The sequence below is a fragment of the Caulobacter sp. GW821-FHT10E02 genome, from assembly GCF_059415225.1.
On sequence record NZ_JBWKMV010000005.1, the window covers coordinates 85212 to 107021 of the forward strand.

24 protein-coding genes and 1 pseudogene are annotated in these 21810 nt (G+C 67.3%); 10 read left to right on the top strand and 15 right to left on the bottom strand.

Translation table 11 applies throughout. From position 1 onward, the window contains the following. The first annotated feature begins 6 nt into the window (after window positions 1-6). A complete protein-coding gene (locus AC07NI_RS22980) occupies window positions 7-2994 on the top strand; it encodes a beta strand repeat-containing protein (protein WP_494623475.1) in 2988 nt (995 codons plus the stop codon). A 6-nt stretch (window positions 2995-3000) separates the two neighbouring features. On the opposite strand, the gene AC07NI_RS22985 is transcribed toward AC07NI_RS22980, so the two are convergent. After that, window positions 3001-3486, bottom strand: a complete 486-nt coding sequence (locus tag AC07NI_RS22985; protein ID WP_494623477.1) for a chemotaxis protein CheW — start codon at window positions 3484-3486, stop codon at window positions 3001-3003. A gap of 193 nt (window positions 3487-3679) precedes the next feature. On the opposite strand from AC07NI_RS22985, the gene AC07NI_RS22990 reads away from it, so the two are divergent. Together AC07NI_RS22990 and AC07NI_RS22995 are read left to right on the top strand one after the other, a co-directional pair. After that, on the top strand, window positions 3680-4060 hold the full coding sequence (locus AC07NI_RS22990) for a hypothetical protein (protein ID WP_494623479.1): 381 nt from the start codon (window positions 3680-3682) through the stop codon (window positions 4058-4060). Window positions 4061-4245: 185 nt separating this feature from the next. Beyond that, entirely contained in the window at window positions 4246-4473 is a 228-nt protein-coding gene (locus AC07NI_RS22995; protein WP_494623481.1) for a hypothetical protein, read from the top strand. Window positions 4474-4485: 12 nt separating this feature from the next. On the opposite strand, the gene AC07NI_RS23000 is transcribed toward AC07NI_RS22995, so the two are convergent. From AC07NI_RS23000 to AC07NI_RS23025, 6 genes are all read right to left on the bottom strand, one after another. Further along, a complete protein-coding gene (locus AC07NI_RS23000) occupies window positions 4486-4791 on the bottom strand; it encodes a hypothetical protein (protein WP_494623483.1) in 306 nt (101 codons plus the stop codon). 146 nt (window positions 4792-4937) lie between these two features. Next, complete coding sequence (locus tag AC07NI_RS23005) at window positions 4938-5489, bottom strand: bactofilin family protein (protein WP_494623485.1); 552 nt, start codon at window positions 5487-5489, stop codon at window positions 4938-4940. Window positions 5490-5579: 90 nt separating this feature from the next. Then, window positions 5580-5822: a DUF2188 domain-containing protein gene (locus AC07NI_RS23010; RefSeq protein WP_494623487.1), complete on the bottom strand. Its 243-nt coding sequence runs from the start codon at window positions 5820-5822 to the stop codon at window positions 5580-5582. Window positions 5823-5903: 81 nt separating this feature from the next. Next, window positions 5904-7037 carry a pepsin/retropepsin-like aspartic protease family protein gene (locus tag AC07NI_RS23015; RefSeq protein WP_494623489.1) on the bottom strand — a complete coding sequence of 378 codons (1134 nt, stop codon included), beginning with the start codon at window positions 7035-7037 and terminating at the stop codon, window positions 5904-5906. A gap of 74 nt (window positions 7038-7111) precedes the next feature. Then, window positions 7112-8122: a cobaltochelatase subunit CobS gene (gene cobS, locus AC07NI_RS23020; protein ID WP_494623491.1), complete on the bottom strand. Its 1011-nt coding sequence runs from the start codon at window positions 8120-8122 to the stop codon at window positions 7112-7114. Between the two features lie 77 nt (window positions 8123-8199). Continuing rightward, complete coding sequence (locus tag AC07NI_RS23025; RefSeq protein WP_494623493.1) at window positions 8200-8574, bottom strand: RcnB family protein; 375 nt, start codon at window positions 8572-8574, stop codon at window positions 8200-8202. 138 nt (window positions 8575-8712) lie between these two features. Between AC07NI_RS23025 and AC07NI_RS23030 the strand changes: the two genes are divergently transcribed. Then, window positions 8713-9450 (top strand): phosphatase PAP2 family protein, encoded by a 738-nt coding sequence (locus AC07NI_RS23030; RefSeq protein ID WP_494623495.1) that lies wholly within the window; start codon window positions 8713-8715, stop codon window positions 9448-9450. A gap of 85 nt (window positions 9451-9535) precedes the next feature. Here the strand turns inward: AC07NI_RS23030 and AC07NI_RS23035 are convergent, their stop codons facing one another. Together AC07NI_RS23035 and AC07NI_RS23040 are read right to left on the bottom strand one after the other, a co-directional pair. Continuing rightward, window positions 9536-9973, bottom strand: a complete 438-nt coding sequence (locus AC07NI_RS23035) for a hypothetical protein (protein WP_494624070.1) — start codon at window positions 9971-9973, stop codon at window positions 9536-9538. A gap of 62 nt (window positions 9974-10035) precedes the next feature. Further along, complete coding sequence (locus tag AC07NI_RS23040; protein WP_494623496.1) at window positions 10036-10401, bottom strand: winged helix-turn-helix transcriptional regulator; 366 nt, start codon at window positions 10399-10401, stop codon at window positions 10036-10038. A gap of 110 nt (window positions 10402-10511) precedes the next feature. Here AC07NI_RS23040 and AC07NI_RS23045 point away from each other — a divergent pair, with 110 nt between their 5' ends. Continuing rightward, on the top strand, window positions 10512-11054 hold the full coding sequence (locus AC07NI_RS23045; RefSeq protein WP_494623498.1) for an FMN-dependent NADH-azoreductase: 543 nt from the start codon (window positions 10512-10514) through the stop codon (window positions 11052-11054). A 7-nt stretch (window positions 11055-11061) separates the two neighbouring features. Here AC07NI_RS23045 and AC07NI_RS23050 read toward each other — a convergent pair. Beyond that, window positions 11062-11191 (bottom strand): annotated as a pseudogene (locus tag AC07NI_RS23050) (hypothetical protein); the annotation flags it as partial. Window positions 11192-11196: 5 nt separating this feature from the next. Beyond that, complete coding sequence (locus AC07NI_RS23055; RefSeq protein WP_494623499.1) at window positions 11197-11853, bottom strand: J domain-containing protein; 657 nt, start codon at window positions 11851-11853, stop codon at window positions 11197-11199. Window positions 11854-11909: 56 nt separating this feature from the next. Between AC07NI_RS23055 and AC07NI_RS23060 the strand changes: the two genes are divergently transcribed. The 3 genes from AC07NI_RS23060 to AC07NI_RS23070 all read left to right on the top strand — a co-directional run bounded on the left by AC07NI_RS23060 (window position 11910) and on the right by AC07NI_RS23070 (window position 16032). Then, window positions 11910-12185, top strand: coding sequence for a BolA family protein (locus tag AC07NI_RS23060; RefSeq protein ID WP_494624072.1), 276 nt, complete (start codon window positions 11910-11912; stop codon window positions 12183-12185). Between the two features lie 101 nt (window positions 12186-12286). Continuing rightward, window positions 12287-12703 carry a cytidine deaminase gene (gene cdd, locus AC07NI_RS23065; RefSeq protein ID WP_494623501.1) on the top strand — a complete coding sequence of 139 codons (417 nt, stop codon included), beginning with the start codon at window positions 12287-12289 and terminating at the stop codon, window positions 12701-12703. A gap of 329 nt (window positions 12704-13032) precedes the next feature. Beyond that, window positions 13033-16032 (top strand): TonB-dependent receptor plug domain-containing protein, encoded by a 3000-nt coding sequence (locus tag AC07NI_RS23070; protein ID WP_494623503.1) that lies wholly within the window; start codon window positions 13033-13035, stop codon window positions 16030-16032. A gap of 108 nt (window positions 16033-16140) precedes the next feature. Here AC07NI_RS23070 and AC07NI_RS23075 read toward each other — a convergent pair whose 3' ends face one another. From AC07NI_RS23075 to AC07NI_RS23085, 3 genes are all read right to left on the bottom strand, one after another. Then, window positions 16141-16512: a response regulator gene (locus AC07NI_RS23075; RefSeq protein WP_494623505.1), complete on the bottom strand. Its 372-nt coding sequence runs from the start codon at window positions 16510-16512 to the stop codon at window positions 16141-16143. A 3-nt stretch (window positions 16513-16515) separates the two neighbouring features. Then, window positions 16516-18105, bottom strand: coding sequence for an HWE histidine kinase domain-containing protein (locus AC07NI_RS23080; RefSeq protein WP_494623507.1), 1590 nt, complete (start codon window positions 18103-18105; stop codon window positions 16516-16518). A gap of 101 nt (window positions 18106-18206) precedes the next feature. After that, window positions 18207-19493, bottom strand: coding sequence for an HlyC/CorC family transporter (locus AC07NI_RS23085; RefSeq protein WP_494623509.1), 1287 nt, complete (start codon window positions 19491-19493; stop codon window positions 18207-18209). A 227-nt stretch (window positions 19494-19720) separates the two neighbouring features. Between AC07NI_RS23085 and AC07NI_RS23090 the strand changes: the two genes are divergently transcribed. Beyond that, a complete protein-coding gene (locus tag AC07NI_RS23090; protein ID WP_494623511.1) occupies window positions 19721-20650 on the top strand; it encodes a CPBP family intramembrane glutamic endopeptidase in 930 nt (309 codons plus the stop codon). Here the strand turns inward: AC07NI_RS23090 and AC07NI_RS23095 are convergent. Beyond that, the gene (locus AC07NI_RS23095; protein ID WP_494623513.1) at window positions 20628-21083 is read right to left on the bottom strand and encodes a MarR family winged helix-turn-helix transcriptional regulator; all 456 of its coding nucleotides are present in this window, start codon (window positions 21081-21083) and stop codon (window positions 20628-20630) included. The two genes, AC07NI_RS23090 and AC07NI_RS23095, sit on opposite strands and share 23 nt — an antisense overlap. 154 nt (window positions 21084-21237) lie before the next feature. Here AC07NI_RS23095 and AC07NI_RS23100 point away from each other — a divergent pair, with 154 nt between their 5' ends. After that, entirely contained in the window at window positions 21238-21798 is a 561-nt protein-coding gene (locus tag AC07NI_RS23100; RefSeq protein ID WP_494623515.1) for a DUF308 domain-containing protein, read from the top strand. Window positions 21799-21810: the final 12 nt, after the last annotated feature.

The window sequence follows — 21810 nt, forward strand, 5'->3', positions numbered from 1 at the left end:
AGGGCGATGGATTATCAAGGCACCGAACGCGCCGATGTTCTGACCGGCGGCGTCGACAACGACGTGATCTACGGCTACGGCGGCGCCGACACCCTGAAGGGTGGCGCGGGCGACGATGTCCTGGCCGGCAACGACGGCGCCGACATCCTGCAAGGCGGCGACGGCGACGATTACATCCTCGGCGGGGCCGGCAACGACACCATCGACGGCGGCGCCGGCAACGACTGGGCGGCTTACGAGGACGCCACGGCCGGGGTGAAGATCGACCTCAACATCACCGGGACCCAGAACACCGTCGGCTCGGGCACCGACAAGCTGACCGGCATCGAGAACGTCTACGGCTCGGACTTCAACGACACCCTGACCGGCAATGCCGCCGACAACATGATGGTCGGCGGCGCGGGCAACGACACCGTCACGGGCGGCAAGGGCAATGACACCCTGTGGGGCAGCGCCGGGACCGACACGCTGGATGGCGGCGACGGCGACGACTACCTTGTCGGCGGCGCGGGCGACGACATCGTCAAGGGCGGCGCGGGTTCGGACTGGTCGTCCTACGAGGACGCCACGGCCGGCGTGAAGGTCGACCTGAAGCTGACCACGGCCCAGGACACGGTCGGCGCCGGCAAGGACACCCTGAGCGGCATCGAGAACCTGCTGGGCTCGCAATTCGCCGACACCCTGCAGGGCGACGCCAAGGACAACTACCTGACCGGCGGCGCGGGCGCCGACAACCTGTACGGCGGGGCCGGCGACGACCACCTGGAAGGCGGGGCGGGCGACGACTTCATCGACGGCGGCGACGGTTTCGACGTGGTCAGCTACGAGGACGGCATCGCCGGCGGCGTCTATGTCGACCTGCGCCAGCCGATCCAGAGCATCGATCGCGGCGGCGCGCACGGCAACGACCGCCTGATCTCGATCGAGGCCCTGTGGGGCTCGGCGGGCAATGACACCTTCATCGGCAATGCGTCCGAGAACTACCTGGCCGGCAACGGCGGCGACGACGTCATCCTGGCCGTCGGCGGCCACGACGTCCTGGAGGGCGGCGACGGCAACGACATCCTGACCTCCAGCACCGGCGCCGATGGCGACATGCTGCTGGGCGGGGCCGGCAACGACATCCTGACGATCGGCATCGGCACGGGCACGACCACCGTGGACGGCGGCGAGGGCCGTGACACCCTGCGCTTCAGCGGCACGGTCGGCGTGACCTACGATCTCTCCAAGACCGGCCTGCAAGAGGCGGCGCCGGGCCTGAAAGTCGACGTCCAGGGCATCGAGGACCTGACGGGCGGGGAGGGCAACGACCACCTGACCGGCGACGCCAAGGACAACATCCTCACCGGCGGGGCCGGCGACGACGTGCTGAACGGCGGCGCGGGCTTCGACATGGTCAGCTACGAGGCCGACGGCGTCGACGGCGGCGTGACGATCGACATGTCCAAGGCCACGCAGAGCAACGGCGCGCATGGCGTGGACACCTTCATCTCGATCGAGGGCGTGTGGGGCACGCGCTTCGACGACACCCTGACCAACGCCGACGGCGGCCATATCTACGGCGGGGCCGGCAACGACAAACTGTTCGGCAACGGCGGCGGGCTCCTGGTCGGCGGCGACGGCGACGACACCCTGACCGCCGTGATCGGCGGCGACGACCTGTACGGCGGCGCGGGCAACGACATGATCAGCCTGGCGTCCGGGAGCGGCGAAAGCCTCACGGCCCCGCTCGCCGACGGCGGCGCGGGTGACGACTACATCAGCTTCCAGACGGGCTTCGGCCACTTCATCGTCGACGGCGGCGAGGGCTCGGACTGGCTGGACCTGCTGTCGGTCACCAATCCCTTCGGCCAGTCGCTCACGGTCGACCTGCGGATCGCCGGCGAGCAGGCCCTGATCGCCGACCGGTTCTACGTCAACATCAGCAACATCGAGAACGTCCGTGGCTCCGGCCTGGCGGACCACATCATCGGCAACGCCGCGGACAACATCATCGAAGGCTTCAGGGGCGACGACGTCATCGACGGCGGCGCGGGCTTCGACATCGCCAGCTACTCGGCCAGCATGGGCGTGCGGATCGACCTGCGCCAGGAGGTCCAGGACAACAGCGCGGCCGGGCCTTCCGGCTCGGGCGTCGACCACCTGATCTCGATCGAGGGTGTGATCGGCAGCGCCATCGCTCCCGACACCCTGACCGGCAACGACGCCAAGAACTATCTGAGCGGCCTGGGCGGCAACGATACCCTCAGCGGCCTGGGCGGTGACGACGTCCTGGTCGGCGGCACGGGGGACAACACCCTGGACGGCGGCGACGGCTCGGACACCGTTGACTATTCGGCCGCCACCAGCGGCATGAACCTGGACCTGGGCGTCACCGATTGGCAAATCGGCAACGCCTTCTCCAGGGACCGAATGATCTCGATCGAGAACCTGACCGGTTCGAAGTTCGACGACACCTTCCACGGCAACAGCACGGTGAACACCCTGTCGGGCGGCGCTGGCGGCGACGAGCTCTTTGCCGTGGGCGGGGGCGATACGCTGGACGGCGGCGAGGGCGACGACATCCTGCACGCCTCGGCCACCGCTGACGGCGATGTGCTGATCGGCGGCAAGGGCGAGGATATCATGTGGGGCCACTCGGGCCGCGCCACCTTCAAGTTCGCGGTCGGCGATTCCGTGGCCAATGCCGACGGCTCGGGCGCGGACGTGATCAACGGCTTCCATGTCGCCGACCGCCTGGTCTTCAAGACCGGCGCGTTCGCCTGGAGCTATGCCGAGAAGACGGCCACGTCCTATGGCGAGGCCCTGGGCATGGCCCAGGAGCGGCTGGCCACCGGCGAGGCGGGGATGAACTTCACCGCGGTGAAGGTCGGGTCCGACGTGTTCGTGTTCGCCGGCGAGATCACCGGCCAGAGCTTCGCCCTGCAGAACGTCGTGAAGCTGGCCGGCGTCGGTCTGGACGCCGTCGAGTATTACGACTTCCTGGGCGGCTAGGACGTCTTAGGCGGCCAGGGCGACCTGGCGCTCGGGCAGGATGCGGCTGACGGCCAGCAGGACCGTCATGTCGCCTTCGCCGCTGGTGATCACGGCCGAGACCAGCGGCGAATCCTCGCCGTCGCCCAGGGCCGGGGGCGCATTGATGTGCTCGGCCTCGACGGTGAAGCTGTCGCAGACGGCGTCGACCAGCAGGCCGGCGACGTCGTCATGGTTCTCGACCACGATGATCACCTGGCGGGCGCCGTCCTGCGCCGCGCCCTTGCCCAGGCGCCACGACAGGTCGATGACCGGCATGACCTGGCCACGCAGATTGATGACGCCGCGCACATAGGGCGGAGCCTCGGGCAGCGGAGTCGGCGGGGTGACGCCGCGAATCTCGCGCACCGCGCTGACGGGGACGCAGTAGGTCTGGGCCCCGACCTCGAACGAGAGGACCTGCAGGGCCTGGCCCTGGGCGTAAGACACGGTGCTGGTCGCTTGGACGGTCATGGCGGCGGTCTCCGTGGAGGTCGCAAAGAGGCTGTTTCATCGCCACCCTCCCTGAAAAAGATGAACAAACCGGTTCCGAGAGCCGTTGAAGGAATCCGTTCAGGCGCCGTTCAGGCACGGAGTCCGATCGTCCATTCAACGCTTAGACGACGCGCCGCGCCGCCCAGGAGCGAAGGATCCAGAGGAGGCCACGATGGCCAACAAGATGATCACCACCGCCGGTCGGATCGCCGCCGGCCTCGCCGCGCTCTCGATGGTCGCCGCCGCGACCACGGCCTCGGCGGACTCGCGCTACCGCCACTATCGCGGCCACCGGGGCGGTGACACCGCCGCCGTGGCCGTCGCCGCCGGCATCGTCGGCCTGGCGGTCGGCTCGGCGATCTCGAACAACGACCGCCGTGATCGCGGCTATTACGACCGCGGCTACTACGCCCCGCCGCCGCCCCCGCCGGCCTATGGCTACGGCTATTACGAGCCGCGTCCGTACTATGGCCACCGCGGCCGCGACTGCTGGACGACCCGCGAGTACGACCGCTGGAACGGTTCGTACTACGAGCGGACCGTCTGCCGCTAAGCCTTCACGAGATTGGATCGCCGTTGTGAGCCGGCGATCCGATAGGCGCTGTCCGCCCCGACACGCCGTCAGCCCCGAGGCCGCCCCGCCTCGGGGCTATTTCGTTTTGAGTTCTAGGGGGACTCGACTCCGGCGAATAATGGGAACAAAAAAGGAACATTACTGCGCGCCGCCAGGAGCTCGACATGGCCTTCGCTGATCAGACGTCCGTCTTCCAGAGCCCGTTCGGCGCTGGCTTGCGCATCACCGACGACCGGCTCGACATCGCCGAGGCCGTGCTGGCCGGGGCCTGGCGCACCCTGCGGGCGGCGGGGTTCGGCGAGGCCGAGGTCCAGGCGCTTTTCGACCAGATCGCCGACCGGCCCGAGGACCTGGCGCGCCGCCTGCGCAAGATGGCCAACGCGGCGGCCTGATCCAAAAAGAGACTAGTGGTTACGGTCCAGCAGGGCGCGCAGGATCTCGGCGCGCTGGGCGGTGTCGACACCGATGCGGCCCGCCAGTTCGCGGATGCCGGCCGGATAGGCCTCGCCGCCGTCGGCGATCGTCTTGGCCTGATCGGCCAGGCGACGGAGGTCGCGGTCCAGCCGCTCGATCTCCTCGCGGGCCAGCAGGCGAGCTTCCTCCTGCAGGCGCTTGACGCGCTGGGCGGTGGTCTCGGGACCACGCCCCAGGTCATAGATTTCCGCCACGCCCGAAACGGGGGGCACGACCTTGAACGGCTTTCCGGCCATGGATTTGAGCTCCTCGATCCAGGCCGGTTCGCGCCGGCCTACACCTACTCAAAGCCCGGCTTAGCGTCAGCGTTCCGAGGATTTCCGCGAAAGCGCGACCGCGTGGCCGCCGCGCCACAGAAGCGGGCGCGGCGCCTCGAAACGGGTCAGTGCGCGACCTGGCTGTACGGGGTCTGCGAGGCCGACGGCGGAGCGGCGGGCTGCGGAACCGGTTGGGGCGCATAGGCCTGAGCCTGTTGCGGGGCCGGCTGGGCTTGCGGTTGCGGCGGAGCGGGGCGGCGGAACTTCAGGCTGCGGCCCTGGAACTCGGCGCCGGTCTCCATGGCCAGCTGCTCATGGGTGATGTCGCCGTCGACGCGAGCCGTGCCGTAAAGGCGCACCGACTGGGCCGTCACCGCGCCGATCACCAGGCCGTGGATTTCCATCGCCTGGGCCACGACCGTGCCCTCGATGCGGGCGTTCGGGCCGACGATCAGCTTGCCGACCTTCACGTCGCCCAGCACCACGCAGTCCAGGTGCACCTCGACATCGCCGACCACGTCGCCACGGATCGTCATGCCTTGGGTGAACATCGAGGCCGGCTTCGGGCGCGCGGGCGCCGGGGCGGCTTGCGGCTGGGCTTGCGGCGCGGCGGCGCGCGGCTGTTCCAGCGGCGTCAGGGCCAGCGGCGCGGCGGTCTCTTTCTTCTTGGCGAACATCGGCGGCGACCTTTGTCTCAAAATGGGCTTCAGGAAGCTCCATCCCGCAAGATCGGGGCCGATTTCAGAACGAGACCGCCGCGTAAGGCTCTAGGCGTCCTTGACGTGGGTCGTCGGGCGGTCGTCGCCGGCCGAGACTTCCTGATGCCAGACGGCGTTCTTGTCCTCGTAGCTGATGCCCTCGGTCTCGCCCGGGGCCCGCTGCTCGCCGGCCGCCCGCTGGGCCGCCTTCAGCGCCGCATCGTGGCTCGGGAAGGTCTCGGAGAAGGTGTCGCCCACCTTGTAGGCCCAGCCGCCGTCGTGCTCGACGATGTTGTAGGTGATGTCGGTCATGAGGCGTCTCCAAAAGCGTCGCAGGTCGAACGGGCCGCCAGGGGAGGGGGTTCCGGTCACCGCGTCTTGTCTAAACCCACCCTAGAGATAGGCGCTCAACACGAACTTCGCCTCGATCGCCTGGCCGCCGCGCTTCAGCGGCAGGGTCACGGTGTCGCCCAGGCGGCGGTTGATCAGCGGGAGGGCCTCGCGGACGGTGGCGACGCCGGTGATCACGTCGCCGGGCTTGATCCCCGCGCCGGCGGCGGGGCTGCCGACGCCGACGTCGGAGACGCTGACCACGCCCTTGTCCTCGTCCACCCACAGGCCCGAGCCGTTGTAGGACATCGGCCGTCCGGCCGGCAGGCCGTTGCGGGCGACCCACAGCTTGTCGGCGGCCGGGTCGACCGAGAGGTTCAGGGTGCGGATGGCCGGCAGGCCCAGCAGGGAGGGGGTGTGCTCCCAGGGGCCGCGGACGATGATCAGCGGGTTCTCGTAGGTCGCGGACCCGATCTTCAAGGTCGGGGCGCGCACGATGCGCGACAGCTCGCGGGCGGGCTGACCGACGCCGCGCATCTGGTACGGCGAATAGGGCGTCTTGTCGTTCCACAGGCCCAGCTTGCGGGCGTCGCTGTTCTCCAGCGACAGCAGGAAGGGCATGCCGGTGTCCCAGACCGGCATGACGGCGGTGTCGCCCAGCGTGACCTCGGCGTGGATCCGGGCCGATCCGGTCTGGGTCGAGCCCTTGCGCAGGTCCGACTTCAGCTTGGTGTAGCCCGAGCGGTCGATGCCGCCATTAGGATACAGCCGCCACTCCTCGCGCTCGAAATCCATCTCGCTGTCGATGGCGGTGACCATGCCGGCCGCCAGCAGGCCTTCGCCGCCCAGGTTCAGGTCCTCCAGGCCGAACATGGCCACGCCCGATTGGCGGATTTGGCCGCCCAGCACCATGTCGTCGACGGCGTAGAGCACGAAGGGCCGGTTGTTCAACCGCACGTCCCGCAGCTTGCGCAGCTTCAGGCTCTCGGCCAGCGAAGCCCTGAGCCCGCTGACGACCGCGCCGGTGTCCACCACCAGGGGATAGGGGCCGTGGCCGTTCAGCATCGCGCCGATGATGACGCGGTCATTGATCAGCTTGATCTTGGCGACGATCGGCGCGCCGGCGGCTCGCGCTGGAAGAGCGCCTGCCAGGGACAGGGCCAGGGATGACTGTACGAGCCGACGACGGGACAGCATGGACGCAGGCTCCGGAAACGCTACCGGGCGATACGACCTTGGGGTGAGCCCGGCGTCAACCGGGCTCCAGTGGTTTAAGCCACCTTCACCCGGGCGGCGCTCTCCGGCAGGTCCGTTCCGAACGCGCGCTGGAAGAACTCGGCGACCGTGGGGCGTTCGAGCTCGTCGCACTTGTTCAGGAAGGTCAGGCGGAAGGCCAGGGCCACGTCGTGATCGAAGATCTCGGCGTTCTGGGCCCAGGTGATCACCGTACGCGGGCTCATGACGGTCGAGATGTCGCCGTTCATGAAGGCGTTGCGGGTCATGTCGGCGACGCGGACCATGGCGGCCAGGGTGCGCTTGCCCTCGGCGGTGTCGTACGACGGGTTCTTGGCCAGCACGATGGCGGCTTCGACGTCGTGCTCCAGGTAGTTCAGCGTCGTGACGATCGACCAGCGGTCCATCTGGCCTTGGTTGATCTGCTGGGTGCCGTGATAGAGGCCGGTGGTGTCGCCCAGACCGATGGTGTTGGTCGTCGAGAACAGCCGGAAATACGGATTGGCGCGGATGACGCGGTTCTGGTCGAGCAGGGTCAGCTTGCCGCCGGCTTCCAGCACGCGCTGGATCACGAACATCACGTCCGGACGGCCGGCGTCATATTCGTCGAACACTAGGGCGATCGGGCGCTGCAGGGCCCAGGGCAGGATCCCTTCGCGGAATTCGGTGACCTGCTTGCCTTCCTTCAGGACGATGGCGTCCTTGCCGACGAGGTCGATACGGGAAACGTGGCTGTCGAGGTTCACGCGGACCAGCGGCCAGTTCAGGCGCGCGGCGATCTGCTCGATGTGCGTGGACTTGCCGGTGCCGTGATAGCCTTGGACCATCACGCGGCGATCCTTGGCGAAGCCGGCGCAGATGGCCTTCGTCGTCTGGGGATCGAACTTGTAGGCGGTGTCGATCTCGGGGACGTGCGGGTCGCGCTGCGAGAAGAACGGGACCTTCATGTCGCTGTCGACGCCAAATGCGTCGCGGAGCGTCACCCACTTGTCGGGGACCAGGGTGATCAGAGGATCGTTGGCGGAGCTGTTATCGGCGAACTCGGGCATGATTACCCGATTAAACGCTTGACCCTGGGTAGGGGAAGGGGGCGCCGCGCTGCGGCGCCCACTCCGGTGCTAATTTTTTAGCGGTTGGCGATGATCACCGAGGCGATCAGGCCGGTCGCGACGGCGGCCAGGACGTATTGGTCGTCCACGCGCTGCCAGCGATAGCCGCGCGGCGGCTGACGCAGGCCACGGGCGCGATAGTCGCTGACGTAGTAGCGGTTGTCGCGATAGCGGCTGTCCAGACGCTGGCCCTTGGCCCAGCGGCGGGCGTCGCGGCGGTCGCGACGATCTTCGGCGCGGGCCTGGTCGTGACGGCCGTTTTCGTAAGCGCGGTCGCGGGCGTCGTAGCGGCCGTTGTTGTTGTGGTCGCGACGATAGTCCTGAGCCGAAGCGGCGCCAGCGCCGCCGGCCAGCATCAGAACAGCGAGGGAAGCGGTGATGAGGCGTTTCATATCGGATCTCCTTTGAAGGTGAGAGCACCCTAGGATGCTCGACCTAGAGGCAGCATGAACGGCCCCGCTCAGCTTAGGTTCATGTTTCATTCAGGATATATTGTTGCGGGAAATGTCGACTAGGTGACTATCCATTTGATGCGTATCGACTTTGCCGTCCTGCTGGCCGCCGCGCGGCGTGAACTGGGCGCGACCAGCGCCCTGCTGGTCGTCACCTTGGGCGGCTGGGGCTTCCTGTCGATCGCCGAAGAAGTGGCCGAGGGAGAGACCCGGGCGCTGGATCTCTCGGTGCTGAAGGCCCTGCGAGTCGATGGTGATCCGCATGCGCTGATCGGGCCGGGATGGCTGCACGTCGCCGCCACCGACATCACGGCGCTGGGCTCGGTGACGGTGCTTTCCCTGATCATCCTACTGGCCTTCGCCCTGCTGGCGTCCTTGCGCCGTTGGACCGAGGGCGTGCTGCTGGTCGCGGGAGCGGGTGGCGGCCTCTTGATCAGCCAGACCCTGAAGCGGGTGTTCGAGCGTGAACGGCCGGACCTGGTCTATCGCGCCGTCGAGGCGGTCAATGCCAGCTTTCCTTCGGGCCATGCGATGCTGTCGGCCGTGGTGTTTCTGACCCTGGGCGTCCTGGCCGCGCGCTTCGCGCAGAAGCGGCGGGTCAAGGTGCTGGCGGTCGCGGCCGCCGTGCTGGTCAGCCTGCTGGTGGGGGCCAGCCGCGTCTATCTGGGCGTCCACTGGGCCAGCGACGTGCTGGCCGGCTGGTGCATGGGCGCGGCCTGGGCCATGGCCTGCTGGCTCATGGCCTTCCTGGTGCAGAGAAAGTTCAAGGCCTCTCTCTCATCCGCTCATCCCCGCGAAAGCGGGGACCCAAGCTGACTCTCGGGTTGTGGCGCGGTCGAGCTGAAGCCCACTGACTCGGCTTGGGTCCCCGCTTTCGCGGGGATGAGCGGTGTTGGGGGATTTAGGCTTTGGGTTTTGGCCGCCAGCGCAGTTCCAGCGTCGTCCACACCGCGCCGACCATGTCGAACAGGCCCACAGCCAGCCAGGCCTTGGGCAGCCAGTCCAGCAGGACGAAGGCGCCGATCACCACCAGCGAGAACACCCGCAGCACCACCGAGGCCCGCATGTAGGTGCGCTGACCGGTCCAGCCGGCGACGTGATAGCCCATGGCGTAGGCCAGCAGGAGCAGGCCGGCGAATCGCACCCAGGGCAGGGACGTAGGTTCGACGTGGGCGTGCAGCAGAGCCAGGACGGGGCGCGGCGCGACGGCCAGGGCCAGGCCCGCGGTCGAGATCAGCCCGCCCCAGGCCCAGATGCTCCAGGGCTTGCCGAACGGCACCGGGGTCACCGGGGTCGGGTCGTCGACCGGCGCGCGCCACTCTGGATCGCTCATGTGAATGTCTGTCCCTCGCCCGAAAGGCGGTGGGGAAGATGGCCCAGGCGCGGGTCCTTCCGCAAGCGTCAGGTCGTCGAGCCGTCGTAGCGCTGGCGATTGTCGTGGATGACGCCGAGATGGGCCTGGGCCCACTGGCCCAAATGCATGACCGGAACGGCCAGCGACTGGCCAAGATCGGTGAGGGCGTATTCCACCTGCGGCGGCACGGTCGGATAGACGGTGCGCGAGACCATGCCGTCGCGCTCCAGGGTGCGCAGGGTGCGGGTCAGCATCTGCTGCGAGATGCCGCCGACCGCCCGCTTGATGTCGTTGAAGCGCAGCGGGGCGGTCTTCAGGGTCATGACCACCAGCACCGTCCACTTGTCGCCGACCCGGCTGAGGATCTCGCTGACCGACCGGCAGTCGCTGTGGTCGATGGGGCGGGGAGGCATGTCTGCCTTAGGCATATGGATGTGACCTAGTCCTAGAAATATGCGTTCTTGGCCCGGCGCGGGCGGTCTCATAACTGGTGCAGGTCACCAATCGGGACCTAGTGCATATCATGAACCTTCTCCATATCGACTCCAGCATCCAGGGCGAAAACTCGGCCAGCCGCGCCTTGACCGCCGCCGCCGTCGCGCGGCTGAAGACGCCCGGGACCACCGTCACCTATCGCGACCTGGCCCGCGAGCCGCTGCCGCACCTGACCCTGGAAGGCCTGGGCGCGGCCAACCCGACGCTCGACGAGTTCCTGGCCGCCGACGTCGTGGTCATCGGCGTGTCGATGTACAATTTCAGCATCCCCAGCCAACTGAAGGCCTGGATCGATCGCATTCTGGTGGCCGGCAAGACCTTCAGCTACGGCGCCAATGGCCCGCAGGGGCTGGTCGGCGGCAAGCGGGTGATCCTGGCGATCACGCGCGGTGGGCACTACGCGGTCGGCGGTCCGCTGGAGCACGTCGAAACCTATCTGCGCGGCGTGCTGGCCTTCATCGGCGTCACCGATCCGGAGGTGATCAACGCCGATGGGCTGATGTTGGGCGATGAGGCGCGCGCCGGGGCGATGGCCAAGGCGCTGGAGGGTGTCGAGGCGTTGGCGGCTTAGAGGCCGCAGCGCCCCCTCCGTCACGATGCTTCGCATCGCGCCACCTCCCCCGTTTCACGGGTGAGGAGATCTTCTCCTCCCCTGCGAAGCGGGGGAGGTGGATCGGCGCGGATACGCGACGAGACGGAGGGGGCGCTCCAGCCTAAGCCTTCACCATCCCCGACTTCTGCAGGGTCTTGTACGCCTTGATCACCCGCTGGAGCTTGTGCTCGGCGCTGCGGTCGCCGCCGTTGACGTCGGGGTGGCAGCGCTTCAGCAGTTCCTTGTACTTCGCCTTGATCGCCGCGCTGTCGGCGCCGGCTTCCAGGTCGAGGTCGGCCAGGGCCTGGCGTTCCAGCTTGCCCAGGCTGCGCTCGGCGGCGTCGCGCGCCGACTCGGCCTTGCGCTGCTGGGCGCGGAAGATCCCGAACGGATCGGCGAAGGCGCGGGCGTCACGCGCGGCGGCCGCCGCGGCTTCGCGCGAATTGGCGTCCGCCTTGAAGCTCCAGGTCGGACGGCCGCCGGTCTGGCGTTCGGCCTCCTGGGCGGCGCGGATCTGGCCCTCGCTCATGCCGGCGTAGAAGTTCCAGTTCTTGTTGTATTCGGCGGCGTGCGCCTGACAGAACCAGTAGTGCTGGTTCGGCAGGTCGCGCGACTTCGGCGCCTTGGTCGATCCCGCCAGTCGGCAGTCGGGATGATCGCAGCGCTTCTCGCCGGGCTTCAGGCCCAGGACGTCGTTGACCACGTCGTCCTCGCCCTTCTTGGGAGGGCGGACGCGGATGTCGGTGAACTTGGGGCGGTATTCGAACTCGCGGCTCATGGCGTCTAGAGTAAGCCCACGCTATTTCCGTTCAAGGATTGACAAGCAAGAGTCGCATCATGGGCGCCGTTACGGACACCATCCGCCGCAAGCTGACCGAGGCTTTTTCGCCCTCGAAGCTCGATCTCGTGGACGATAGCGACCGCCATCACGGCCACGCTGGGCACACCGGTTCGGGTGAAAGCCACTTCAATCTGCGAATCGAAGCGCAGGCCTTTGCGGGCAAGGCGCGGGTGATGCGCCAGCGCATGGTGATGCAGGTCCTGGCCGAGGAGCTGGCGGGGCCCGTCCACGCCCTGTCGATCATCGCCAAGGCGCCCGGCGAAGAGTAAGGCGATGCTTACTTTTTTGCTTGCCTGACGCGGCTGCGGCTGATTGCCTCTCTCCCCGGCGCGATCCTGCCGGAAGGCAAGAAAACCCCCAAGAAAACCCTATGAGCGCCGCCACCGACACCCTTGAAGCCGAAGCCGCCCGCGTCCTGCCGGACCTGCTGTCGCGCGCCTATGCCCGCTATTCCAATTTCACGGTGGCCGCGGCGGTGATCGATGACGAGGGGCGGGTCCACTACGGGGTCAATGTCGAGAACGCCGCCTATCCCGTGGGCACCTGCGCCGAGCAGACGGCGATCGGGGCGATGATCACGGCCGGCGGCGCGCGCAGGATCGACAAGGTGCTGATCGCCGCCGGCTCCGACGCGGTGGTGCAGCCGTGCGGCGCCTGCCGCCAGCGGATCGCCGAGTTCGCGGGCGAAACGTGCGAGATCGTCTCAATTCAGGGTGGCGAAGCGACCGAGCGGACGCTTTTCTGGACGTTGCTGCCCCATTCATTCGGTCCCCGCGACCTGGATTGACCGTCTGCACGAAAATTGTGCAACGAACTGCCTGATATTTCGGCGGCGGCGCAACGTTCGTCTAAGATATCGACTTCCGTTGGGTGAATTCCGTTCATTCGAAAATTGGAAGATATTGCCACCATATCGGCGTTCTTCGAACTAAACGACCTGATTTGGGGCGAAAGCGTGTTCATATAGCCACGTTATGCCTAAATGCGGGCAAATATTCTTTCCGTAGTGTTGGCCTTCGAGACGAAGCTGTTACAGGGCGCGCCCCGCCGATCAGGGGGCGTTCGCGCCAAGGGTCGGTTGGGAAACCTTTAGTACCGCCCTTGGGGGATTACCTGTTGAAGTTGAATAAGAACCTGCTGCTCGGCACCACCGTGATCACCGGCGTGCTGTCGCTGGCCGCTATCGCTCACGCCCAGACCGCTCCGGCCGCCCCGGCCGAGGCGCCGGCCGCTCAGGAAGCGCAGGAAGTCGAAGCGATCACCGTCACCGGCTCGCGCATCCGTCGTTCGGAGTTCACCGCCGCCGCGCCGATCCAGGTGCTGACGGCTGAGCGCGCCGAGATGGAAGGTTCGGCCACGCTGTCGGCCGTGCTGCAGAACTCGTCGCTGGCCGCGGGTTCGGGCCAGATCAACAACCAGTACACCGGCTATTCGGTCACCGGCGGTCCGGGCGTCAGCACGATCTCGCTGCGCGGCCTGGGCGCCAACCGCACCCTGGTGCTGCTGAATGGCCGTCGCGCCGGTCCGGCCGGCGTGCGTGGCCAGGTCGGTCCGTTCGACCTGGGCGTGGTTCCGGAATCGATCGTCGAGCGCGTCGAAATCCTGAAGGACGGCGCCTCGTCGGTCTACGGTTCGGACGCCGTCGCCGGCGTCGTCAACATCATCACCCGCAAGAAGATGGACGGTGGTGAGGTCAAGCTCTACGGCAGCAACCCGCTGGATCACGGCGGTAAGGCCTACCGGGCGACCGCCGCTTACGGCAAGACCTTCGACAAGGGCTATTTCAACATCTCGGGCGAGTACTTCCGCCAGGAGATCCTGCGTCGTTCGGACCGCGCCGACACCGCCTGCGCCGCCGACTACCTGTTCGACCCCAAGACCGGCGCCCGCAAGGACTACCTGGACTCGGTCACGGGCGGCTTCAAGTGCAACAACCTGGGCAACGGCTACATCCAGCTGGTCAGCGGTTCGGTCAACCTGGTCCCGGTGACGCCGGGCGCCAGCTATCCGACCGCCGCCCAAGGCAATAACTCGACGATCGCCGGCTTCGCGCGCTTCAACCGCATCGGCTATCCGGACACCTATTCGTACGCCCCGACCACGACCCCGCTGTACGATCGCGCCAGCACGGTCTCGCCGGAAATCCGCTCGACCGTCGCCTTCAGCGGCGGCTACCAGGTCACGCCGAACGTCGAGGCCTACACCGAGCTGATGTTCAGCGAGCGCAAGTCGTCGCAGATCGGCGTCGGCCAGATCTTCCAGTCGTTCGCCCAGCGCAACACGCTGAACGGCGCGGTGAACTACCTGCCGTCGACCAACCCGAACAACATCGTCGGCGAGAACGCCCTGACCATCTCGGCCTATGCGTCGAACGGCAATCAGGACGTGAAGTACTACCGCGCCGTCGCGGGCCTGCGCGGCTCGATCGACTGGAATGGCGGCTGGGACTGGGACATCTTCGGCCAGTACTCCAAGTCGGACGCGACCTATGACTTCGGTCCGCGCGTCTATCTGGACCGTTTCGTCGCCCTGAACAGCCCGAACGTGGCCTGCACCAACAACCCGGCGGGCGGCAACTTCTCGAACTTCAACTGCTCGGCGCTGCCGAACGGCATCCCGTGGATGTCGACCCGCGTCCTGCAGGGCCAGTTCACCCAGGCCGAGCGCGACTTCCTGTTCTTCAACGAGACGGGCACGACCGAGTACTCGCATGCCTATGTCGAAGGCACGATCTCGGGCGACCTGTTCCGCCTGCCGACCGGCGCCGTCGCCGGCGCGTTCGGCTTCCAGGTCCGCAAGGAGCGCATCAACGACAAGCCGGGCTACCAGGCCGCCAGCCGCAACATGGCGCTCTACAGCTCGGCCGGTCAGACCAAGGGCGATGACAACTCGAAGGAAGTCTTCGGCGAGCTGGACATCCCGCTGGTCCGCGATCAGCGCTTCATGGAGCGCTTCGACCTGAACCTGTCGGCCCGCTATTCGGACTATGCCTCCTACGGCTCGGACAGCACCTGGAAGATCGGCGCCAACTGGAAGGTCTTCCCGTCGCTGACGCTGCGCTTCACGCACGGCACCTCGTTCCGCGCGCCGTCGCTGTACGAACTGTATCTGGGCAACCAGATCAGCTACGCGGCCCAGAACACGGTCGATCCCTGCTTCGACCTGGCCAACTCGACCACGGCCACGCCGACCATCCGCGCCAACTGCGCCTCGCAAGGCATCCCGGCCTCGTACAACGCCCTGGGCGGTTCCAGCGCCACGGTGTTCGCGAACGGCGGTCAGGGCAACCTGAAGGCCGAGACGGCCGCGGCCAACACCTTCGGCTTCGTCTGGTCGCCCAGCTTCGCGGACCTGAACATCGCGGTCGACTACTTCACGATCAACGTGAACGACGAAGTCCGCCAGTTCGGCGCCACGAACATCCTGAAGCAGTGCTACAACTCGTCGGACTTCGCGACGAACCCGTTCTGCTCGCTGTTCACGCGCGACCCGACGAAGTTCTACGTCCTGACGGTCCAGAACAGCTACGTGAACGTCGCCAACCAGGTTAACCGCGGCATCGACCTGACCACCTACTACGGTCACCAGCTGTTCGGCGGTAAGCTGGCGATCAACTCGCAGTTCACCTGGGCGACCAAGAACGTCACCACCCTGCTGGGCGGCGCCGCGCCGCTGGACTACCTGGGCACGACGTTCACGAACGACGGTCCGGGCTTCTCGGGCAACATCTCGGCGTCCTTCAAGAAGGACGACTGGACGCTGTTCTGGGGCGTCAACATGTACGGCAAGGGTTCGGACGCCGATCAGCCCGGCTTCCTGGGCGACGTCTTCCCGGTGACGAAGTACACGAACGTTCCGGCGGGCGTGACGACGGACTGCAAGGCGACGGTCAACGCCTGCGCCTACTACAAGCTGCACTCGGAATTCACCGCGTACCACACGTTCTCGGTGAAGAAGGACTTCGGCGACATGTCGACCCAGATCGGCGTCAACAACGCCTTCGACGAGCGTCCGCCGTCGGCCTCGACCGGCCAGCTGCGCGTGGGCACCGCCCAGATCGGCAACTACGACATGATCGGCCGCCGCATCTTCGTGGCCGTGACGAAGAAGTGGTAGTCTGATGGTGTTTCGACCGGTCGGTTCTCCGGCCGGTCGATAGGCTAAAAAGAAGGAGCGCCGGATCACTCCGGCGCTCCTTTTTTCTTTGTGCGGAGGCTGAGAGGCCTAGGCCGTGGTCTTGGCCACCAGCGTCTCCAGCACCCGGCGCAGATCCGCCTCGCGGAAAGGCTTCTGCAGCACGGTGGCGCCGCGGTGGTCGTCGGTCAGGCCGGCCTCGCCATAGCCGCTGGCGAAGGCGAAGGGCACGCCGCGCGCCTTCAGGGCGTCGGCCACCGGGAAGATCGGGCGACCGCCCAGATTGACGTCCAGCAGGGCGGCGTCGATTTCGGCCGAGCCCGCCAGGCGCAGGGCTTCCTCGATTTCGGCGGCCGGGCCGACGATCGAGCAGCCGAGGTCGGTCAGCATGTCCTCGACCAGCATCGAGACCAAAGCCTCGTCTTCGACAACCAGGACCTTCAGGGACGAGAGTGCAGTCATGTTTCAGGGCTCCAGCGCGCGCAGGGGCAACGCCATTTGGCAGACGAGGCCGGCCGCATCATAGGTCAGCTCGACCCCGCCGGATAGCTCGGCCGCGAGGCCGCGCTCCAGAAGGCGGACGCCGAAGCCGCGACGGGCCGGGGGCAGGACGGTCGGACCGTTGGTTTCGGTCCAGACCAGGCGCAACACGCCGTCCTCGATGGCCCAATCGACCGCGACGCGGCCTTCGGGGATCGAGAGCGCGCCATATTTGACGGCGTTGGTGGTCAGTTCGTGGATACCCATTCCGAGGGCCACGGCGGCCTTCGGGTTCAGGCGCACGTCGGCGGCGTAGTCGAAGGTGACGCGATCCTCGCCGGCCATGGCGTGCAGCTCGACGTCGAACACCTCGCGCAGGCTGGCGCCGGCCCAGCTCTCGCGGGTCAGCAGGTCGTGGGTGTGCGACAGGGCGATCAGCCGGGTCTCGAAGGCGTCGCGGAAGAACTCCGGCGCGGCCACCGAGCGCAGGGTCTGGGCGGCGATCGACTGCACCGTGGCCAGGCTGTTCTTCACGCGGTGGTTCAGCTCGTTGACCAGCAGCTTCTGGCGTTCCTCGGCGCGCTTGCGCTCGGTGATGTCCAGCGAGACGCCGGCCAGGCGGCGTACGCCGCCGTCGTCGGCGGTCTGGGCCGCGCGGCCGCGGGCGTGCAGCCAGCGCAGGTCGCCATGCGGATGCACCACCCGGTACTCGACGTCGTACTCGGCCCCGTCGCGGATGGCGCTCTCGATCGAGGCCAGGACGCGCGGGCGGTCGTCGGGATGGATGGTCTCGATCAGGTCGGCGAAGGTGAAGGTCTCGTCCGGACGGCGGCCGTAATTGGCCTTGCACAGGTCCGAGGCCTCATAGGCCTTGGTCGCCACGTCCAGGTCCCACGAGCCCATGCGGCCGCTGTCGAGGGCGAACTTCAGGCGCTCCTCGGCTCGGCGGCGCTGGGTCAGCTCGGCCAGGGCCCCGGCGTTCAGCTTGATCGACTCGATGGTGGCCGCGACCTGGGCCCCCAGGCCGACCAGAAGGGTCTCGTCGCGGACGCTGAAGCGGCCCGCCTCAGGATGGCCGAAGAACAGGCCGCCCAGCACCTCGCCCTGCCGCGTCGCGACGGGGATGGCCAGGTAGCTGCGCACCGGCAGATGGCCCTCGGGCATGCCCTTGCGCGGGGCGTTCCTGCCGTAGCGCGGGTCCTGGGTGATGTCGTCCGACCGCAGCACGCCGGCGTTCTCGAAGGTCGGGGCGAAGATCTCGGTCTTGCGGACCTTCGGAAAGTCGGCGAACGCCTCTGGCGCCGCGCCCGACAGGCGGTACAGGGCGTAGGATTCCCCGTCCGGCTCGACCTCGTTGTAGAAGAACGCCCCGAACGCCGCGCCGCTGATCTCGCGGGCCCCGTCCAGCACGGCCTGCACGCAGGTGTCGACGTCGTTGCTGGAGGCGATGGCCTCGGTCACCCGGGCCAGGGTGTCGGACTTGCGGATTTCGTCGGCGAGGGCGGCCTCCCGTTCGGCCAGACGCGCGCGCACGTCCGGCGCGTCGCCGTCGCGAACGATGCTTTCAGCCGCCAAACTGGCCAAAACGCCCCCCTAGACCCGAACCGCCCCTGGTCCGTAAGGACACAGAACGCACCGTTTCCGGTCTGGTTCCGCTACCTTCACCGTGGAAGTTTTCAGAGTTCGGCGTCGTCGTCCAGCGGAGCGCTGATGCGCAGGGCGGTGATCTGGTTCCTCTGCCGGCGGAAGACCTGGAACCGGTGACGGTGGAAGATGAAGGTCTGGCCCGGCTCGGGGATCATCTGGGCCTCGTGAATGACCAGGCCGGCGATGGTGACCGCGTCGCCTTCCGGCAGCCGCCAGTCCATGGCCCGGTTCAGGTCGCGCACCGTGACGTGACCGTCGACATTGACCGAGCCGTCGCCCTGGCGGCGCACGCCCTCCAGCGAGGTGTCGTGCTCGTCCTCGATCTCGCCGACGATCTCCTCGAGGATGTCCTCCAGCGTCACCAGCCCCTGCAGGGCGCCGTACTCGTCGACGACCAGAGCAAAGTGGCTCTTGCGCTTCAGGAACGCGGCCAACTGGTCCTTGAGGTTGGTGGTGTCGGGAATGAACCACGGCTCGCGCAGGATGGCGGCGATATCCAGGCCCTCGACCCCGGTCGGACATTCCGCCAGGGCCTTCAGCAGGTCGCGGGCATGCAGCACGCCGATGATGTTGTCGGGCTCGTCGCGATACAGCGGCACGCGGGTGTGCTGGGCCTCCAGCACCTCGTCGACCAGCTCGCGGGCGGGCAGGCCGGCGTCCAGCAGCACCATCGACTTGCGGTGGACCATGATCTCCGAGACGTCCATGTCCGACAGATCGAGAACCCCGCCCAGCATCCGCCGGTCGCCGCTTTCCACCAGGCCCTCGGAGTGGTGGTAGTCGACCGCGCCGCGGATCTCCTCGTGGGCGGCCAGGACGTCGACGGCCATGTCCAGCTTGACGCCGAACACCCGCAGCGCCCGGCGGACGATCCACTGGATGACATAGATGATCGGCCCGAACGCCCGGACGATGAACAGGGTCGGGCCTGACAGCGCCCGGGCCGTGTCGTCCGGGCGGACGATGGCCACGGTCTTGGGCAGCACCTCGGCGAAGACCAGGACGAGCACGGTCATGGCGGCGGTGGCCACGGCCACGCCCCACGGTCCGGGGATCAGGCGGGTCAGCACCTGGGTCGCCAGGGCCGAGGCCAGGATGTTGATCAGGTTGTTGCCCAGCAGCACCGCCCCGATCATCGTCTCCTGATCGGCCAGCAGCTTGTTGACCCGTCGCGCCGGCGCGTCGCCCTCGCGCTCCAGCTGGTGCATCCGCGAACGGCTGGCCCCCGTCATCGACGTCTCCGCCGCCGAGAAGATCGCCGACAGGGCCAGCAGGGCGATGACGATGGGCGCGAGGCCGAGGAGGGCGGTGAGCATGGGGTTGTTCTATCCCGCTCTCGCCAAACGAGGGAGAGGCTAGAAGCAGCCCTGAACTCCGGTCATTTGCGCGCGGCGGCTCGTTGCCTGTTCTGACAAACAATTAATGAAAGCGGCTGCATCCAAGCGCCTGCCCCGACGCCTCTAAAGCACGTGCCGAAATGATCCGCGCATTTCTCAAGATCTGCGCGCGGCCTGTTGTTTCCTGGGGAAGTCGGAGGGGGCTTATGAGTGGAGTTGAGATTTTTGCGCCGCGCACCGCCAGAAGTCGGCGCACGTGGACCGCTGCGGTACTGATATTGCTCGTCGTTTTCTTCTTGATCGGGCAGCTGGCGACCGTCTTCGCCATATTGAAGCCCCTGGGGTATCACAAGGCGGACCTCGATACGCAATGGCAGCCGCTTGCGATCTACTTGGCCGGTGGCGGCGTTACCATACTTCTCATTGTCGCCTGGGCGTTTCTGTTCGAGCGGAGATCCCCCGCGGCCTTGGGCTTCAACGCCAGGATCGCCGGCCCCTATCTGCGTGGGCTGCTGGTCGGAGGGCTCTCTCTCGCCGCCGTCGTCGGCATCATTTTCGCCGCGGGCGGTTACAAGGCCGCTGGGACCCTGTCCTTGGGCTTGCTGTCGCCAGCCGTCCTGACGCCGTTTCTCGCCTTGTTCGGCGGCTATATGCTCCAGGGCGCAGCCGAAGAGACCATGTTGCGGGGTTGGCTGATGCCTTTGGTCGCCTCCAGGCACGGATTGATCGCCGCCGTCCTTCTCAATGCCGGCTTCTTTGCCTTGCTCCATGCGAGCAATATCGATCCCTCGAGGGAGCTGGCGCTCGGGCTCGTCAACCTGTTCCTTTTCGCCGTCCTGCTGAGCCTCTACGCCGTCAAGGAAGGCTCATTGTGGGGCGTGTGCGCTTTCCACACGGCCTGGAACGCCCTCCTGGGCATGGGTTTCGGACTGGAGGTCAGCGGCCAGAAGGTCGCCATCACGCCGATCGTCGTGGGTCTGGCGCCGGTCTCGAGCGCGCCGTGGTGGCTGACCGGCGGGGCCTTCGGCCCAGAGGCGAGCGTCGCCACGACGATCGTGCTGGCTGGGGGCTCCGCCTATCTGATGGCAAAGGGGGCCTTGGGGGGCGGCGCGCTCAAGGCTCGGGTCGCTCACTGACGAACCTAGCGACCGAATCCCGGAACGCCTGGACCTCCTTGTTCAGCTGGATCAGGCGCGGGATGTCCATGCCGCCGGCGGCGAACAGGGTCTGGCCCAGGCACGTGCTGCGGGTCTGCATATCGCGGCCGGCGTCGGTTAGGCTGACCACCACCTGGCGTTCGTCGGCGGGATTGCGGACGCGGGTGACCAGGCCCGAGCCCTCCATCCGCTTGACCAGGGGTGTGACGTTGCTGGAGTCGAGGCCCAGCCGCTCGCCGATCGCGCCGACCGGCAGGTCGTCGGTCTCCCACAGGGCGCTCAGCACCAGGTACTGCGGATAGGTGATCTCCAGCGCGTCCAGCAGCGGCTTGTAGGCGCGGTTGATCGCCAGGCTGGCGCCGTACAGCGAGAAGCATAGCTGCTGGTCGAGCGTGGGGATGTGGTCGGGCAAGGCTGGCTCCTGGTCGTCGGCGTTTCCTACCGCGAAATTAGATGTCGTGACAAATATTGGCTGGACTCGTCCGGCGCGGCTCTGTAGTGAGCTTTCATATGTCGCGACATATAATGTCTCGGCATGGAAAATTCAGCTTCAGAGGGATGCCGTCATGGCCCAAGCCGACAACGTCCAGCGCGACGGTCTCAAGCGCTACTATTTCCTGCGGGCCGGCGTGTCCGTGGCCTGGATCCTCGCCGCCGTGGCGGTCGGGACGAGCAACCCGCTGCTGGGCGGCGTGCTGCTGGTGGCCTATCCGGCCTGGGACGCCCTGGCCAACGCGCTGGACGCGCGGAGCAACGGCGGGTTCAAGGCCAACGGGCCGCAGACCTTCAACCTGATCGTCAGCCTGACCGTCGCCTGCGCGGTGCTGTTCACCCTGCAGACCAACCCGCACCGGGTGCTGACCGTGTTCGGCGTCTGGGCGGCGTTCTCGGGCATCCTGCAGCTGGCGGCCGGCGTGCGTCGCTGGCGCTCGGTGGGCGGCCAGTGGCCGATGGTGCTGAGCGGCGCCCAATCGGTGCTGGCCGGCGTGTTCATGATCAGCCAGTCGCTGGTCGCCGGCGGCCATTCGCCCGCGCCGATCCAGATCGCGCCCTATGCCGGCTTCGGCGCCTTCTACTTCCTGGTCGCGGCCATCGCGCTTACGCTCAAAGGGCGCAAACGCGCGTAAGAAAAACCTACG